Source organism: Paenibacillus abyssi (assembly GCF_014640295.1).
GTDB lineage: Bacteria > Bacillota > Bacilli > Paenibacillales > Paenibacillaceae > Paenibacillus_D > Paenibacillus_D abyssi.
Map to the genome: position 1 here is coordinate 63,869 of NZ_BMGR01000001.1, position 15,411 is coordinate 79,279.

The window sequence follows — 15,411 nt, forward strand, 5'->3', positions numbered from 1 at the left end:
AAAAGAAAAGCTAACTGAGTAGAATAAAAAAGATACCATCTATTATTATGGTAATTCAGATTAAAAGGGAGGACCTACCTTGCAAAAAGTTGAAGTATTATTGGCGGACGACAATCGAGAATTCACAAATCTTTTATCGGAATATATTTCCGAGCAAAGTGATATGGAGGTAACCGGGGTTGCATACAACGGAGAGGAAGTACTCCGCATACTCGAAGAATCAAGAAAAGGCCCTGATGTCCTTATTTTGGATATCATCATGCCTCATTTGGATGGATTAGGTGTGCTTGAGCGCCTTCGCGATATGAATCTCTCCCCAATGCCGAAGATCATTATGCTTACAGCTTTCGGTCAAGAAAATATTACCCAAAAAGCAGTTCAACTTGGAGCTTCCTACTATATATTGAAACCATTTGATATGGAAATTTTGGCAAACCGTATCCGTCAGCTGGTCGGAAACTCTGCAGTGACTTCCTCCAGCACGTACAGCTCATCAACGAATTACAAATCCAATAACGTTGTTCCGATCGCCAAAGGCAAAAATTTGGACGCAAATATAACGAGCATCATACATGAAATTGGCGTACCTGCACATATTAAAGGTTATCAATATTTACGTGAAGCCATTACGATGGTATATAATAACATCGAGATACTAGGTGCAATTACGAAAACATTGTATCCTGCAATTGCAGAAAAATTCAAAACGACACCTTCCCGTGTAGAACGTGCTATCCGGCATGCTATTGAGGTGGCGTGGACACGCGGCAATATCGACAGCATCAGCCACCTGTTTGGCTACACGATTAACATCAGCAAGTCCAAACCTACCAACTCGGAATTTATCGCGATGGTTGCTGACAAGCTGCGCATCGAGCACAAGGTGAGTTGAGAGGGTTAGGGGTAATGGGGTAATATACAACTTCTACAAATCGGTCAACTAATACCACTTATTTATTGGTTTTCAAAAGACCAGTTTAAAAGTGGTATTTTTATGATTGAATCTGTACACATCAGATTCGATGGTAGATTTGGGGGATGAAATAGATGAATCAAGCACTTTACGGTAAAGTCGCAGCGATAACAGGCGGCGCACAGGGAATCGGGAAAAAAGTCGGAGAGATGCTCGCACATGCGGGGGCCAGTGTCTGGTCAGGGGATCTCAAGGGCATTACCAATAATAGAGTGCCGTCTGCAGGTGAAATCAGCCAAATCTATCTGGATATTACCGATGAGAATCAGGTTATCGAGTTTTTTGCTGGAATCAAAGCTTATCAAGGTAAAATTGATGTGTTAATAAACTGTGCCGGGGTCGGTATTTTCAAGCCTATCGCTGAAACAACCCTTGAGGAATGGAAGCGTGTGCTCGACATTAATGTTACAGGGCTGTTTCTCTCTTCCAGGGAAGCATTCAAGATAATGAAATGTAACAGCGGCGGCAGAATTATTAATCTTTCCTCGATCGCCGGGTATACGCCGATTTTGAATAATGGCGTTTATGGGACATCCAAGTACGCGGTGCATGGATTTTCGCAGATTTTGAACGAGGAAGGGAAAGAAGAAAATATCAGGGTTACAACTGTATTTTTAGGTGCAACCAGAACAGAAATGACTGATGGGCAGGGACTGTTTGACCCATCTGATATGCTCCCGGTTGAAGATGCAGCTGAGGCCATCGTTGATATTGCGGCTAAGCCATTACATGTAAGAATTGATGAGATAAAAATCATGCCTCCTAAAGGCATTCTTACTAGCAAAGTCCAATAGGAAAGCCATCATACAAGGAATTACTGTACTTTGAAGGAGGAATTATGAGAAAGAAAACGGCGCTTGTAATAGGGGGGCTAAAAGGGATCGGCCAAGCGATTAGCTCAGGCTTGGCTGCTCAAGGTTTTGTGACCTATGCCACAAGCCGGGATAGCCATGAGGGCGAAGAGGCTGGGATCGTGCCGCTTCGTATGGATGTCACTAATGAGACTGAGGTCAACAGCGTATTTCAGCTGATTCAAGAGAAGCATGATTCGTTGGATGTGCTCGTGAACAATGCAGGCATCAGTTTGCCTGGACCGTTTCAGGAGGCCGATGAAAAGGACTGGGAAGCTGTATTTAAAACCAATGTTTTTGGCCCGTTTCTGTGTACAAAAAAGGCATTTCCGCTGATGGAAAAGGCCGGCGGCCGAATCATTAACATTTCCTCGATCATGACGAAGCGGCCGCTATCCCAACAATCGATCTATACCTCTTCAAAGCAGGCTCTGGAAGGTATGGGGAAGGTGTTGGCTGAAGAATGGTATCGGTATGGGATTATGACGACCAATATTAATTTGGGAGCAACTTATACAGATCTATGGAAAGGGGTCGAAGGCTTTTCCTCTGACGACATGCTTAGCGTAAACGACGTTGCCAGGGTCGTATCATTTATTGCCACAACCCCGCTGCATGTTCGAATTGATGATCTGACACTAACCCCTCCAAAGGGAGTTTTATAGCAGATAAAGGTGGAATGAACCATGGTTTTTTTGTCAAGGAAGCTATATTTTTCTGCAGCTCATCGGTATCGGATAGAAGATTGGAGCGACGAGAAAAACAGGCAGGTTTTCGGTTTATGCAGTAATCCAAATGGACACGGCCATGATTATACGCTTGAGGTAATGGTCAAGGGCCAGATTGATGAGCGGTCAGGTATCGTCGTCAATATCAGCGACATTGACAAGGTGGTTAAACAGCTTATCAATGAAGAGTTTGATGGAAAGTTTCTGAATGTTGAACATCCTTATTTTGAAGCGAATATCCCAACGACTGAAAATATAGTGAACTACCTTTGGAATTCGTTGGAAAATCGTATGATTGGTTGTGAACTGCATAAAATCAGACTTCATGAGAATCATTATTTGCTTGCGGAGAAAGGAAGTGACACTTTGGTTCATTTTGCTAGAAAATATCATTTTTGTGCAGCTCATCGCCTGCACAGCCAGCACTTAACGGATGAAGAGAACAAGGCGCTATTCGGCAAGTGTAATAACCCCTATGGACATGGGCATAACTATTATGTTGAAGTAACTGTGAGTGGTCAGCCGGACCCTGTTACGGGTATGGTCATCAATCTGGCTGAGCTGGACGAGAAAGTCAATCGGATCGTCATCGATAAATTTGATCACAAATTCCTAAACGTCGATACAGAGGAATTTAAAGAAGTTAATCCTACCTCAGACAATATGGTCAAGGTCATATGGGACATGCTTTCGTCATCTCTATCCGGGCTTTATAAAATAGGCTTATGGGAAACAGAGAAAAATTATTTTGAATATTATGGTCCTGTGAAATAGCCAAAGGATAGGGAGTGACTGCATTTGTCGCTGAAAAAGAAACTATCCATCATTTTTGCATTCGTTGTAACAGCGATCCTCATTTTAAACAATACATTATACTATATCATCACTGAAAATCTATTGCGAAAAGATCAGGAAAAGCAAATGGAGCTACTGGCAAAAGTGATGGGAAATACAATCGAACACTCCCAGTACGGAGCGCAATATGTTGAGGATTTGATCGGGGAAAAGTTGCGTGTTGCAGCTGTGGCTGCCCAATATGCACTGGACTCAAAGATCGAAAATGTAAATAATGATGAACTGATTGAGATTGCTGAAAAGATTGGCGTATCTTATATTACTTTACTTGCAAGAGTAGAGGATGACATCAAGGGGATCAAATCATCCGATCCTAAGGAACGGGATATGAGTACGAAGGACTGGGGATATTGGTTTACAGCCTTTGAACAATTATTTCAAAATAATGAAGTAACGATTCCAGAAGGACAGAAGCTGAAAAACTATTGGTCGGGTCCAATGAATACTTCCTACACAGACCCTAATCATGTTGATAAATGGGGGTACTATTTCGACGGGACGACAGACTACATCATTAATCCTTATGTCAGGGACAATCAAATCATGAATTTCAAGGAAAAGGTCGGTCCCGACACCATTGTTTCCAAAGCGATGGAGAGTAATAGTGCCCTGTTGGAAATCACGGGCTTTAACCCGAGGACATTCGGAAAACCGCCGATATATACCGAAACCAATGGGCAAAGATACATAGATTTTGTTAATCAGGAAATTCAGTTCGGCGATTATTCCTATCAGGATAAAGAAAATGATGTAAGGAGTGTCTCCGAAGCGATGGCCACGGGCCAGCTGGTTAGCTTAGAAACGACAATCAGCGGCAAGAAAGTATTAAAAAGCTTCATTCCTATACAATCGGAATCGCCTTATGTAATCGGCATTGTCACGGATTATGAAGTCATTCAGGGAGTATTGAACAAGCAATTATTCAATAATATTATTACTTCCATTATCTTATTGCTTATTGTTCTTTGCATCAGCTATCTTCTTGCCGTTTATATCGTGAAGCCAGTCAATCGTATTTTAAAAAAGGTAAACGAAATTGCGGAAGGCAATTTTGGAGCGCAGCTCATGATCGATCGAAAAGACGAGCTTGGCATGCTGTCCGAGCAGGTCAATACGATGTCAAGAAATTTGGATAGCTACACAAAGGAATTAAAAGAGAAAAATGCAGAGATTGAATATCACGCTTATCATGATTTCTTGACGGGCTTGCCGAATTTGCGGCGTCTTACCATTCAGTTTGATGAAGAGCTGCACAAAACGGAGCGGATCGCGATAATGTTTATGGATTTGGATCGTTTCAAATTCATTAATGACATGTTTGGGCATTCTGTCGGCGATTATTTGCTCAAGGCTGTCGCTAATCGGGTACTGGAGCATACCGAAGACAATGTAATGGTTGCCCGAATCGGTGGCGATGAATTCATTCTTTTACTGCCTAATTACAATCGGGAATCCGCTGCCAAAATCGCGCAAAAATTGTTGGAAGAGCTGTCACGGCCCTTTATTCACGTAGGAAATGAACTTTTTATGACGCCTAGCATTGGAATTAGCCTGTATCCGATCGATGGGGATAATGCGGAATTGCTGATCAAAAATTCGGATATTGCCATGTACCGTGCAAAAGAGCTGGGGAGAAACAATTACCAGTTTTATGATCCGGAAATGAATGAGCTCATTAATAGAAGAGCCCAATTGGAAAAAGGACTGCGAAAGGCACTCGAACTCAATGAATTCACCCTCTATTTTCAGCCGCAGATTAATTTAGCCACAGGCCATATTATTGGCAATGAAGCTTTAATACGTTGGCATCACGGAGAGCTGTCGATGATTTCTCCTGCTGATTTCATTCCTCTTTCTGAGGAAACGGGGCTAATCGTTTCGATTGGTGAGTGGGTACTGCGCAAGGCCTGTGAGCAGAATGTGGCATGGCAAAAAGCCGGATTTTCTCCAATGCGTGTTTCCGTCAATTTATCTGCACGCCAGATCCAGCAAAAAAATTTAGTGGAAAATGTAACGGAAATTTTGCAGCAAACAGGACTAGACCCTCAGTATTTAGAGCTGGAAATTACCGAAAGCATTGCCATGCATAATGAAGACTATGTCATTGCTAAGCTTCATGCGTTGAAAAAGTTAGGGATCAAAATTGCGATGGATGATTTTGGGACCGGTTATTCTTCGCTAAGCTACCTGAATAAACTGCCGATCGACACGTTGAAGATTGATAAATCCTTTCTAAGCGATCTTAAAGAGGGATTGAATGCAGAGATTTGTTCTACCATCATTGCGATGGCCCGTAATATGAGGTTAACGGTCATTGCTGAAGGAGTAGAAACAGAGGAACAGCTTCGTTTTCTCATCGATCAGAAATGTGATGAAGCGCAGGGGTATATATTCAGTAAGCCAATGCCTGTCGAGGAGTTTAATCTATTATTCCGGTCCATTGAGGAATCAGCGGCGGCAAAGGTTAGTTAAGGGAACGTTCATATTATGAGTTCCCGAATGATCCCTCGTGAGGGGGATTTTTCTTTGAATGCTGTTATTCTCTTTTCAGTTTTATGTCAGTGAGGTTGTGATATAATGGCGATTATGATAATCACACCGAAGAAGATGTTATTATTTTTTCTGTTCATTATCATTTCATTCATGATGGTACATTACTATTACTCTGAGCGCAGTATATCGTATTATATTTATGATTTTATGCTGGTCTTACTCATATCCATCATTGTGTATATACTCCTGAGAAGCATGAACCGATTTTCCAATGCATTATCTGAAAAAGATTCGTTTTTACAGGTGATTTTGGAGAGCATGAGGGAAGGGGTTATTGTTTGTGACACAAAAGGAAATATAACTTTTGTTAACGAGCCTTTTATCAAAAGATGGAATATGGACAACTTGCAATATCCGATCCCATTTGATCAATGGGATCAAACCTGGGAGCTGTGCAATCTTGAAGGGATAAAGCTGGCGAAAGAAGAGTTCCCGCTGGCACAAGCTCTAAACGGCAAGGAAGTTACGAATTTGGAGCTTATGTTCAAAGATAACAATAAAGTTCCTAAATATTTTTTGGTAAATGGCAGGCGCTTATATGAAAAGTCAGGAGAACTGCTGGGCGCGGTCATCGTTATCAACGATATAACGGAACTAAAGCAAGCAGAGCTGACTATTAGATATATGGCTTTCCACGATTCTTTGACGGGTTTGCCAAATCGCGATTTATTCAGTAAAAACCTGATCGAAAAAATAAAGCTCGCAAGTCAAAACAATGAAGAGTTCTCTATCATGTTTTTAGACTTGGATGGATACAAGAAAGTTAATGATACGCTGGGACATGAGGTTGGAGATTATCTATTGAAGCAGGTGGCAACCAGGCTGAGCAGCTGCATTCGTCCTCAAGATCTCGTCGCCCGCCATGGAGGGGATGAGTTTCTCATTATGCTTGAGAATATTTCTGATGATGAGACGAACCGAATCGCGGAGTTGATATTACGCTCGATTGGTTTTCCATATATGTTGGGTGGACATGAAATCGAAGTCTCCGCAAGCATTGGCATCAGCAGGTTTCCCCGCCATGGGATGAATGCCGATTCGCTTATCAAATCTGCGGATAAGGCGATGTACCGTTCAAAAGAGAGCGGAAAAAACATGTATACGTACTCCACAGATGAAATGTAACAGATATGCTTAAGCCGCTTAAGGCGGGAGGTTCTTGCAAACAAAGAAATGGATGGCCCGTATAGGAGCCATCCATTTATTGTCGAACCCGATGTTATGAACCGGGACGCGGGCGTTTTTTTCGAAACCTGGGCTGCAAGTAATTCCGTTTGCGGTCACGGAAGAAGATCCAGCCGCCAATAAAACCTACGCCTGCCATAAACAACACAGAACCTAGTATAAATCTTCCCCATTCAAAATCAGGCGTAATCTCATCATTTCCGAAACCAGAGAAAAAATTAAATAAGGCATTTTTGACTTCCAAAAAACCATAAGTAGCTGCAAGCCCTGGAATGACAAGCAGCAAAATGGCAATAAAGCGTGAAATCAAAATTTTCATTCGAGCTTTCCTCCCTAACCGCGACTGGAGCTTCAATTGACACTATCATACCTTTTTCTGCATATCCTGTCCATTTTACATGTGCTGAGGATGTTTTTTTCCGCCGCAAAAACAGTTACAATAGAAAGGGATTCCAAAGCGATTCCAGATGGAGGGTATCGAATGACGATTGAAGTGGATGTAGCCATTTTAGGTGGCGGACCTGGTGGTTATACGGCAGCGATAAGAGCTGCGCAGCTAGGCAAGAAAGTTGTAATAATTGAAGCGGACAAGCTGGGTGGAACCTGCTTGCATAAGGGATGTATTCCAAGTAAAGCACTGCTGCGCAGTGCGGAAATTTATCATACAGTTCAGGATGCGGAAAGCTACGGAGTTGTACTTCCGAAGGAACAGATTTCACTTCGGTTCGACCTTGTCCAGGAGTGCAAGCGTAAATCAGTGGAACAGCTGCATCGGGGCTTGCAATATTTAATGCGCAAACACAACATCGAAATCATACATGGTAAAGGCCGTGTAATCGGTCCATCCATTTTTTCGCCACGCAGCGGCGCAGTTGCTGTAGAGCTGCCGGATGGAGAAATGGAAACGGTCGTGTCCACGAATTTGATAATCGCGACGGGTTCCAGGCCGCGTTCACTGCCAGGGTTAGAGCCGGACGGTGTTCATATTTTGACAAGTGATGATGCGCTTGAGCTGGCAGAGCTTCCAGCTTCACTTCTCATCATTGGGGGCGGTGTCATTGGCGTTGAATGGGCATCGATGATGAATGATTTTGGTGTGGAAGTGACATTAGTTGAAGCTGCATCAAGATTGCTGCCGGGCGAGGATGCTGAAATTTCAGCGGAATTAGAGAAGCTGCTTCGCAAGCGGGGAATACGCGTGCTGACCAATATTCAATTGGATCTGCAGTCTGTTCATGTTAGTGCGGACGATAATCAGATTCATGTGAAGGGCGAAACAAGTGAAGGGATCATCCAGTTAAGTGCAGACAAGCTCCTTGTGTCTGTCGGAAGGCAGGCGAATGCAGAGGGCATCGGCCTTGAAAATACGGATATTCAAGTCGCAAATGGATATATCAAAATTAACGCGATGATGCAAACGACAGAGCCGCATATTTATGCGATTGGCGATGTGAATGGCGGCCTGCAGCTGGCGCATGCAGCAGCGCATGAAGGCATTATTGCTGTGGAGCACACTTGCGGTCATCAACCGGCACCGCTTGAACATAACCGCGTTCCAAGATGTATCTATTCGAGACCGGAGATCGCTTCAATCGGCTTAACGGAGCATGAGGCGAGGAAAAAAGGGATTAAGGTAAAAGTCGGCAAAATTCCTTTTCAAGCGGTGGGCAAGGCTATCGTATTAGGGGATACCGACGGGTTTGTGAAAGTCATAGCGGATGAAGCGACCAATGATATTATCGGTGTACATATGATCGGTCCGCATGCGACGGATTTAATCTCGGAAGCTGCGCTCGCCCAGTTAGTCGATGCAACGCCATGGGAAGTCGGGAGTGTCATTCATCCACATCCGACCTTGTCCGAGGCATTGGGCGAGGCGATGCTGGCAATAGACGGAAAGGCGCTGGCTTATTGAGTTTCTTTTTCATCCAAAAAGCGGTATAATCAATATAACCAAGTCTTAGTACCTGGTTTTAAGACTAACATTTTCATCATAAAAAAATGAGAAGTCCATTTCAAAAACGGATAGGAGGCTGCTTCATGACACAGTCCGGATCGGTAAGACAAACCTTCAAGCACAATGAGCTTGGGTTGTCTGATGAACAGGCAGTCGAAATGTATGCCACCATGCTGATGGCAAGAAGCTTTGACGAGCGATGTATGCTGCTTCAGCGAGCTGGAAAAATTAACTTTCACGTATCAGGAATCGGTCAAGAGGCTGCACAGGTTGCGGCGGCATTTGCACTGGATCGAGAGAATGATTACTTCTTGCCATATTATAGAGATTACGGTCTCGTCTTAGCGGCAGGCATGACATTGCGGGAGCTTATGCTGTCTGTTTTTGCCAAAGCCGAGGATCCGAACAGCGGCGGACGGCAAATGCCTGGCCATTTCGGTTCCAAACGGCTTCGTATTGTGACCGGTTCAAGTCCGGTTACAACACAAGTTCCCCATGCAGTTGGATTGGCGCTGGCTGCAAAGATGAAGGGGAAGCCTTTTGTAACGTTTGTTACCTTTGGGGATGGTTCGAGCAACCAGGGCGATTTCCACGAAGGCTGTAACTTTGCCGGTGTACACAAGCTGCCGGTTATTTTCATGTGTGAAAACAATCGTTACGCGATCTCAACGCCAATACATCGCCAAGTTGCCGGCCGGATTAGCGATCGTGCACTCGGTTACGGTTTCCCGGGTATCGAGGTGGACGGCAATGATGCATTGGAAGTGTACCGTGTAGTGAAGGAAGCAAGAGCGCGGGGCATGGCCGGTGAAGGGCCAACCCTGATTGACGCGCAATTATACCGTCTGTCTCCGCATTCTACATCCGACAATGATCTGATTTACCGTACGAAGGAAGAAGTCGACGAGCATCGCAGCAAAGACGGCCTCCCTCGTTATAAACAGTATCTGATCGAATGCGGCATTTGGGACGAGGAACAAGATCAGGCCCTGCAAAAGAAACTACGTGAGATGCTGGATGATGCGACTTCCTATGGAGATAAGGCACCGTTTCCTGCTCCCGAAGATACGCTGCTGTACGTATATGGCGATCAAGACGGGAAAGGTGGGCAAGCGTAATGGCGGTAATGGAATATATCGATGCCATTCGATTAGCAATGAAAGAAGAAATGGCTAGAGATGAGGACGTCTTCGTGCTCGGAGAGGATGTCGGCCTGAAGGGAGGCGTTTTTACAACAACCAAGGGCCTGCAGGAGCAGTTCGGAGAAATGCGGGTGCTTGATACGCCGCTGGCTGAATCTGCAATTGCCGGTGTCGCTATCGGTGCGGCGATGTATGGTATGAAGCCGATTGCGGAAATGCAATATTCCGACTTTATGTTCCCTGCAACGAATCAAATTATTAGTGAGGCGGCCAAAATACGTTACCGCTCCAACAATGACTGGAGCTGTCCGATTGTTATTCGTGCACCGATCGGAGGAGGTATCTTCGGCGGGTTGTACCATTCACAATGTCCGGAATCCGTATTCTTTGGAACGCCAGGTTTGAAGATTGTCGCTCCTTATTCGGCTTACGATGCGAAGGGCCTGCTCAAAGCTGCCGTTCGCGACCCGGATCCGGTATTGTTCTTTGAACATAAGAAATGTTATAAGCTTGTAACCGGCGATGTGCCCGATGATGATTATATCGTGCCGATCGGGAAGGCGAACTTGCTGCGGGAAGGCGAAGATATAACGGTTATCAGTTACAGCTTGCCGCTGCACTACGTGATGCAAGCGGCCGCTGAGCTGGAACAAGAGGGCATCAGCGCTCATGTGCTTGATCTGCGTACTATTCAGCCTTTGGACAAAGAAGCGATTCTTGAAGCTGTCAAAAAGACCGGTAAAGTGCTCATTGTGCATGAGGACAACAAAACGGGCGGCGTTGGAGCGGAAGTGGCGGCGATTATTGCAGAAGAGCTGCTTTATGAGCTGGATGCGCCAATCATGCGTTTGTGCGGACCGGACGTGCCGGCTATGCCGATCAATCCGCCCAGCGAGAAATTCTTTATGCTGAATAAAGAGAAAGCCAAAGAAGCGATGCGCAACTTAGCGCTTTATTAGGGGATGATAGAATCATGAAATCGTTGACGGAAATCGTCATGCCGCAGCTGGCGGAATCGCTGGTATCGGCAACGATTGATAAATGGTTGAAGCAGCCGGGAGATGAAGTCTCGCTGTACGAGCCAATATGTGAAATATTAACAGATAAGGTGAACGCGGAGCTTCCTTCTACCGTATCCGGGAAGCTGGTCAGGATCTTGGTGGGCAACGGGGAGACAGTTGCGGTCGGCACTCCGATCTGTTTAATTGAAACCGAAGAACAAGGTGCCGAGGATCAGCTTGGAGGCAGAGCTCCTTCCGACTTAACGGCCTCAAATGCAATTTCAGGAGAACGGGATCAAACAGGCGACCAGAGCATGCGGCACCGGTTCTCTCCGGCCGTTCAGCAGCTTGCCGCCGAACATGGGGTCGAGCTGTCTCAAGTGAACGGGACAGGTACGGGAGGAAGAATTACCCGAAAGGATGTACTGGCTTATATTACATCCGGCAAGCCATCCAGTCGCGGAGGTCCGATCAATAATCCCGCTGTCATTAACATTGATCCGAAGCTTTCCGTACGATCGACAGGCTTACACCTGGGGGAGACGCCTCGGATACCGACCATACCGACAATTGAGGTGGAGAGCCAATCGACTGCAGGGAGAGGCGAATATTTTATTGATGTTACGCCAATCCGCAATACCATTGCTCGAAATATGCGCCAAAGCGTTACCGAAATTCCGCACGCTTGGACGATGATTGAAGTTGATGTTACGAATATTGTTGTGCTTCGCAACAAGCTCAAGGATGAATTCCTCAAACGGGAAGGCGTTAATCTTACTTACCTCGCCTTTTTGATGAAAGCTGTTGTCAGCGCGATAAAGGACTTCCCGATTATGAATTCCGTTTGGGCGGTTGATAAGATTATCGTAAAGCGGGATATCAATATTTCGTTGGCAGTTGGAACCGAGGATTCCGTTCTGACGCCTGTAATCAAAAATGCCGACCAGAAAAATATCGCCGGCCTTGCCAGAGAGATCGATGATCTCGCGCGTAAGACCCGAGATGGAAAACTGACGCTTAGCGATATGCAGGGAGGAACCTTCACGGTGAACAACACCGGATCATTCGGCTCCATCTTGTCCTATCCGATTATCAACTATCCGCAAGCGGCTATCGTAACCTTTGAATCGATTGTTAAGCGCCCGGTTGTCATCAACGATATGATTGCAGTACGTTCGATGGCGAACATCTGTTTATCGCTTGATCACCGGATATTGGACGGCGTGATCTGCGGCCGGTTCCTGCAGCGCGTGAAGGAGAATTTGGAAAGCTACAATTTGGAGACAAAATTGTACTAATCGAGGTAACTATGAGCGATATAATGAATAAGCTGGATGCCCGGTTCATTCCGATGATCGGTTATGCTGAGGGCTGGGATCTGCAAAAATCGTATGTAAAACAAATCGATATGGAGGAGCGCAGTGACACACTGCTGCTCCTTCAGCATCCTCCGACCTATACGATCGGTTCACAGCGCAATCCGGAGCATTTGCTGCTTAATGAGACGGAGTTGAAGGAACAGGGGATTGATCTGTTCGAGATTGACCGCGGCGGCGATATCACATATCACGGACCGGGTCAGCTTGTCGGCTATCCGTTGATTTATTTGGATGCTGCGGGACTCGATCTGCATGGTTATTTGCGCAAGCTGGAGCAAGTTATCATCGATTGGCTGGCCGATTACGGGATCATAGGCGGGCGGAAATCAGAATATACTGGCGTGTGGGTCGGAGATCTGAAAATTGCCGCGATCGGAGTCAAATTCAATAAATGCCGGCGCAGGCGCGGTTTTGTTACGAATCATGGATTTGCGTTGAATCTGAAGGCAGGCATTGCTTCGGAAGGGTTTACCGGCATCATACCTTGCGGTATCGATACGTATGGCGTCACCTCCTTTGCCGATCTGACGGGGCAGGAGATGACGCTTCATCAAGCGGCGTCAGAATTGCTCCCGCATTTCTGCAGGACATTCGGATACCCGCTCACGCCTTTAGTAGAAGATCATACCTAATCCCATGACCAAGGTTGATAACAGCATGGATGCAATGATCAGGTAGACCACTACTTTCACCCATTTGTTGTTTTGCATGATTGCGGTCTCCTCTCGGTTAAAATAGAAACAATAATCCTATTGTATACGATTTACATGGATGGAGGAAAGTCAATGGTTGTAGATAAACGATTGGTTGAAGAGTTTATGGAGCTGGTACGGGTCGATAGCGAAACACAGCATGAGCAGGAAATCAGCAAAGTGTTAAAAGAAAAGTTCAGCTCGCTTGGATTGCAGGTAACCGAGGACGACACCGCAGCGGTAACCGGACATGGCGCCGGCAACCTGTTTGCCAAGCTGGAGGCTAGCGGCGCAGAAGGGGCTCCAACGCTGTTTTTCACTTCACACATGGACACTGTAACGCCAGGTAAGGGGATTAAACCGCAGCTTGACGATGACGGCTACATACGGAGCGATGGCACTACGATTCTCGGCAGCGATGACAAGGCTGGAATTGCAGCTATGCTTGAAGCGATTCGTGTGCTGAAGGAGCAGAAGATTCCGCACGGACCTGTACAATTCGTCATCACAGTCGGGGAAGAAGCGGGATTATACGGCGCGCGTGCGATGGACCCTTCGCGCTTGGAGGCGAAGTTCGGTTATGCGCTGGATTCAAACGGAAAAATTGGCGATATTGCAGTCGCTGCTCCCACCCAAGCCAAAATTACGATGAAGGTGATCGGGAAGTCGGCGCATGCGGGCGTTAATCCGGAGGATGGGATCAGTGCCATTCAAGTAGCGGCTAAGGCGATCTCCCGAATGTCCTTAGGGCGGATCGACGAGGAAACGACTGCGAATATCGGACGTTTTGAAGGCGGCGGCGCAACGAATATCGTGTGCGATCAGGTAAGGCTTGACGCAGAGGCGCGCAGCATCGTACAGGAAAAGCTGGATAAACAGGTTAGATCGATGCGCGAGGCGCTGGAGAGCGCGGCAGTTGATTTTGGCGCGAAGGCGGAATTCGAAAGCGAGATTATCTATCCGGCGTTTAATTATTCGGATGGCGACCCGGTCGTTGAGCTGGCGAAAAAAGCGATTACGGCAATTGGATGCACGCCGCGCACATTCCATTCGGGCGGCGGCAGCGATGCCAATATCTTTAATGGTTATGGCATTCCGACAGTCAATCTGGCAGTTGGTTATGAGCATATTCATACGACTAAGGAACAGATTAAAGTAGAGGATTTAGTGAAGACGACGCGTCTGGTCGTGGAGCTTATATCCGAGGCGTCACGTTCGTAACAGGTTGAAAGATTCGGCGTATGAAGGCCAAACGCAGCGGCTGCGTTTGGCCTTTTTAGTTTTATGTGGTTTTCTTCTTTAAATAATCGCTTAATGTCGCTTGTTTCTGACCTGAATTCGCAAGTTTTCGAAGGGTATGCCGAATCTCCCATGCTTTTCCAGTCAAGCGGAGCTGGTTCTCATTCATATCTCTTCTCATCGTCCATTTCCCCCTTCAAAACTGTTATAATCATAGCTATGCAGCCCAAGGACAAGTTATCCCTTACTGACACAAAAAAGTTATAGTCTAAAGGAGAGAACTAAAATTAATGAACGATCATAAAAGACCGGAACAGTGGAAGGAAGAAACAATAACAACCGAAGAGATATTTAAAGGAAGGGTGATCTCGCTTCAGGTTGATACGGTAAAGCTGCCAGGGGGCGGCACATCGACGCGTGAAATTGTTAAACATCCAGGCGCTTCAGCGGTGGTTGCGCTGCTGGACGGTAAGCTGCTCGTTGTCGAACAATTCCGTAAGCCGCTTGAGAAGTTCCAAATCGAGATTCCGGCTGGAAAGCTGGACGCCGGCGAAGATCCAATGGAAGCGGCAATTCGCGAGCTTGAAGAGGAGACGGGCTATCGGGCAAAATCGATGAAATTGATCAGTGCGTTCTACACCTCCCCGGGATTTGCAGACGAGAAGCTGTACCTATATTTTACCGATGAGCTGGAAAAGGGTAATATGAGCCTCGATGAAGATGAATATCTTTCTGTGGATGCCATTACTTTCGAACAAGCGCAGCAGTATATCCGGGAAGAAAGAATTAGCGATGCCAAGACGATGATGGCGGTCTATGTATGGAATAACTACCGTCTCACGGGAGAACTGTAGGC

At 45.9% G+C, this 15,411-nt stretch carries 16 protein-coding genes; 13 read left to right on the plus strand and 3 right to left on the minus strand.

Going from position 1 to position 15,411, the window contains the following annotated elements:
- Positions 1-79: 79 nt before the first annotated feature.
- From spo0A to IEW11_RS00380, 6 genes are all read left to right on the plus strand, one after another.
- A complete protein-coding gene (gene spo0A, locus IEW11_RS00355) occupies positions 80-892 on the plus strand; it encodes a sporulation transcription factor Spo0A (protein ID WP_188527909.1) in 813 nt (270 codons plus the stop codon).
- 155 nt (positions 893-1,047) lie between these two features.
- Complete coding sequence (locus IEW11_RS00360; RefSeq protein ID WP_188527911.1) at positions 1,048-1,767, plus strand: SDR family oxidoreductase; 720 nt, start codon at positions 1,048-1,050, stop codon at positions 1,765-1,767.
- Positions 1,768-1,811: 44 nt separating this feature from the next.
- Positions 1,812-2,489, plus strand: a complete 678-nt coding sequence (locus IEW11_RS00365) for an SDR family oxidoreductase (RefSeq protein WP_188527914.1) — start codon at positions 1,812-1,814, stop codon at positions 2,487-2,489.
- Between the two features lie 21 nt (positions 2,490-2,510).
- A complete protein-coding gene (locus IEW11_RS00370; RefSeq protein WP_188527916.1) occupies positions 2,511-3,326 on the plus strand; it encodes a 6-carboxytetrahydropterin synthase in 816 nt (271 codons plus the stop codon).
- Positions 3,327-3,350: 24 nt separating this feature from the next.
- Entirely contained in the window at positions 3,351-5,879 is a 2,529-nt protein-coding gene (locus tag IEW11_RS00375; RefSeq protein WP_229724895.1) for a bifunctional diguanylate cyclase/phosphodiesterase, read from the plus strand.
- Between the two features lie 105 nt (positions 5,880-5,984).
- Positions 5,985-7,085 carry a sensor domain-containing protein gene (locus IEW11_RS00380; RefSeq protein ID WP_188527924.1) on the plus strand — a complete coding sequence of 367 codons (1,101 nt, stop codon included), beginning with the start codon at positions 5,985-5,987 and terminating at the stop codon, positions 7,083-7,085.
- Between the two features lie 94 nt (positions 7,086-7,179).
- Here IEW11_RS00380 and IEW11_RS00385 read toward each other — a convergent pair whose 3' ends face one another.
- Positions 7,180-7,464 carry a DUF2627 domain-containing protein gene (locus IEW11_RS00385; protein WP_188527926.1) on the minus strand — a complete coding sequence of 95 codons (285 nt, stop codon included), beginning with the start codon at positions 7,462-7,464 and terminating at the stop codon, positions 7,180-7,182.
- A gap of 162 nt (positions 7,465-7,626) precedes the next feature.
- Here IEW11_RS00385 and lpdA point away from each other — a divergent pair, with 162 nt between their 5' ends.
- From lpdA to lipB, 5 genes are all read left to right on the plus strand, one after another.
- Positions 7,627-9,060 carry a dihydrolipoyl dehydrogenase gene (gene lpdA, locus IEW11_RS00390; protein ID WP_188527928.1) on the plus strand — a complete coding sequence of 478 codons (1,434 nt, stop codon included), beginning with the start codon at positions 7,627-7,629 and terminating at the stop codon, positions 9,058-9,060.
- A 125-nt stretch (positions 9,061-9,185) separates the two neighbouring features.
- The gene (locus IEW11_RS00395) at positions 9,186-10,220 is read left to right on the plus strand and encodes a thiamine pyrophosphate-dependent dehydrogenase E1 component subunit alpha (RefSeq protein WP_188527930.1); all 1,035 of its coding nucleotides are present in this window, start codon (positions 9,186-9,188) and stop codon (positions 10,218-10,220) included.
- Positions 10,220-11,203 (plus strand): alpha-ketoacid dehydrogenase subunit beta, encoded by a 984-nt coding sequence (locus tag IEW11_RS00400; protein WP_188527932.1) that lies wholly within the window; start codon positions 10,220-10,222, stop codon positions 11,201-11,203. The genes IEW11_RS00395 and IEW11_RS00400 overlap by 1 nt, the downstream gene beginning before the upstream one ends.
- Positions 11,204-11,217: 14 nt before the next feature.
- Complete coding sequence (locus tag IEW11_RS00405; protein ID WP_188527934.1) at positions 11,218-12,543, plus strand: dihydrolipoamide acetyltransferase family protein; 1,326 nt, start codon at positions 11,218-11,220, stop codon at positions 12,541-12,543.
- Between the two features lie 11 nt (positions 12,544-12,554).
- Positions 12,555-13,256 carry a lipoyl(octanoyl) transferase LipB gene (gene lipB, locus IEW11_RS00410; protein ID WP_229724896.1) on the plus strand — a complete coding sequence of 234 codons (702 nt, stop codon included), beginning with the start codon at positions 12,555-12,557 and terminating at the stop codon, positions 13,254-13,256.
- On the opposite strand, the gene prli42 is transcribed toward lipB, so the two are convergent.
- A complete protein-coding gene (prli42, locus tag IEW11_RS00415) occupies positions 13,236-13,334 on the minus strand; it encodes a stressosome-associated protein Prli42 (RefSeq protein WP_188527936.1) in 99 nt (32 codons plus the stop codon). The two genes, lipB and prli42, sit on opposite strands and share 21 nt — an antisense overlap.
- Positions 13,335-13,409: 75 nt before the next feature.
- On the opposite strand from prli42, the gene IEW11_RS00420 reads away from it, so the two are divergent.
- Positions 13,410-14,537: a M20/M25/M40 family metallo-hydrolase gene (locus IEW11_RS00420; protein WP_188527938.1), complete on the plus strand. Its 1,128-nt coding sequence runs from the start codon at positions 13,410-13,412 to the stop codon at positions 14,535-14,537.
- A gap of 61 nt (positions 14,538-14,598) precedes the next feature.
- Here IEW11_RS00420 and mciZ read toward each other — a convergent pair whose 3' ends face one another.
- Entirely contained in the window at positions 14,599-14,736 is a 138-nt protein-coding gene (mciZ, locus tag IEW11_RS00425; protein ID WP_188527940.1) for a Z-ring formation inhibitor MciZ, read from the minus strand.
- Positions 14,737-14,845: 109 nt separating this feature from the next.
- Between mciZ and IEW11_RS00430 the strand changes: the two genes are divergently transcribed.
- Positions 14,846-15,409 (plus strand): NUDIX domain-containing protein, encoded by a 564-nt coding sequence (locus IEW11_RS00430; protein ID WP_188527942.1) that lies wholly within the window; start codon positions 14,846-14,848, stop codon positions 15,407-15,409.
- Positions 15,410-15,411 lie beyond the last annotated feature (2 nt).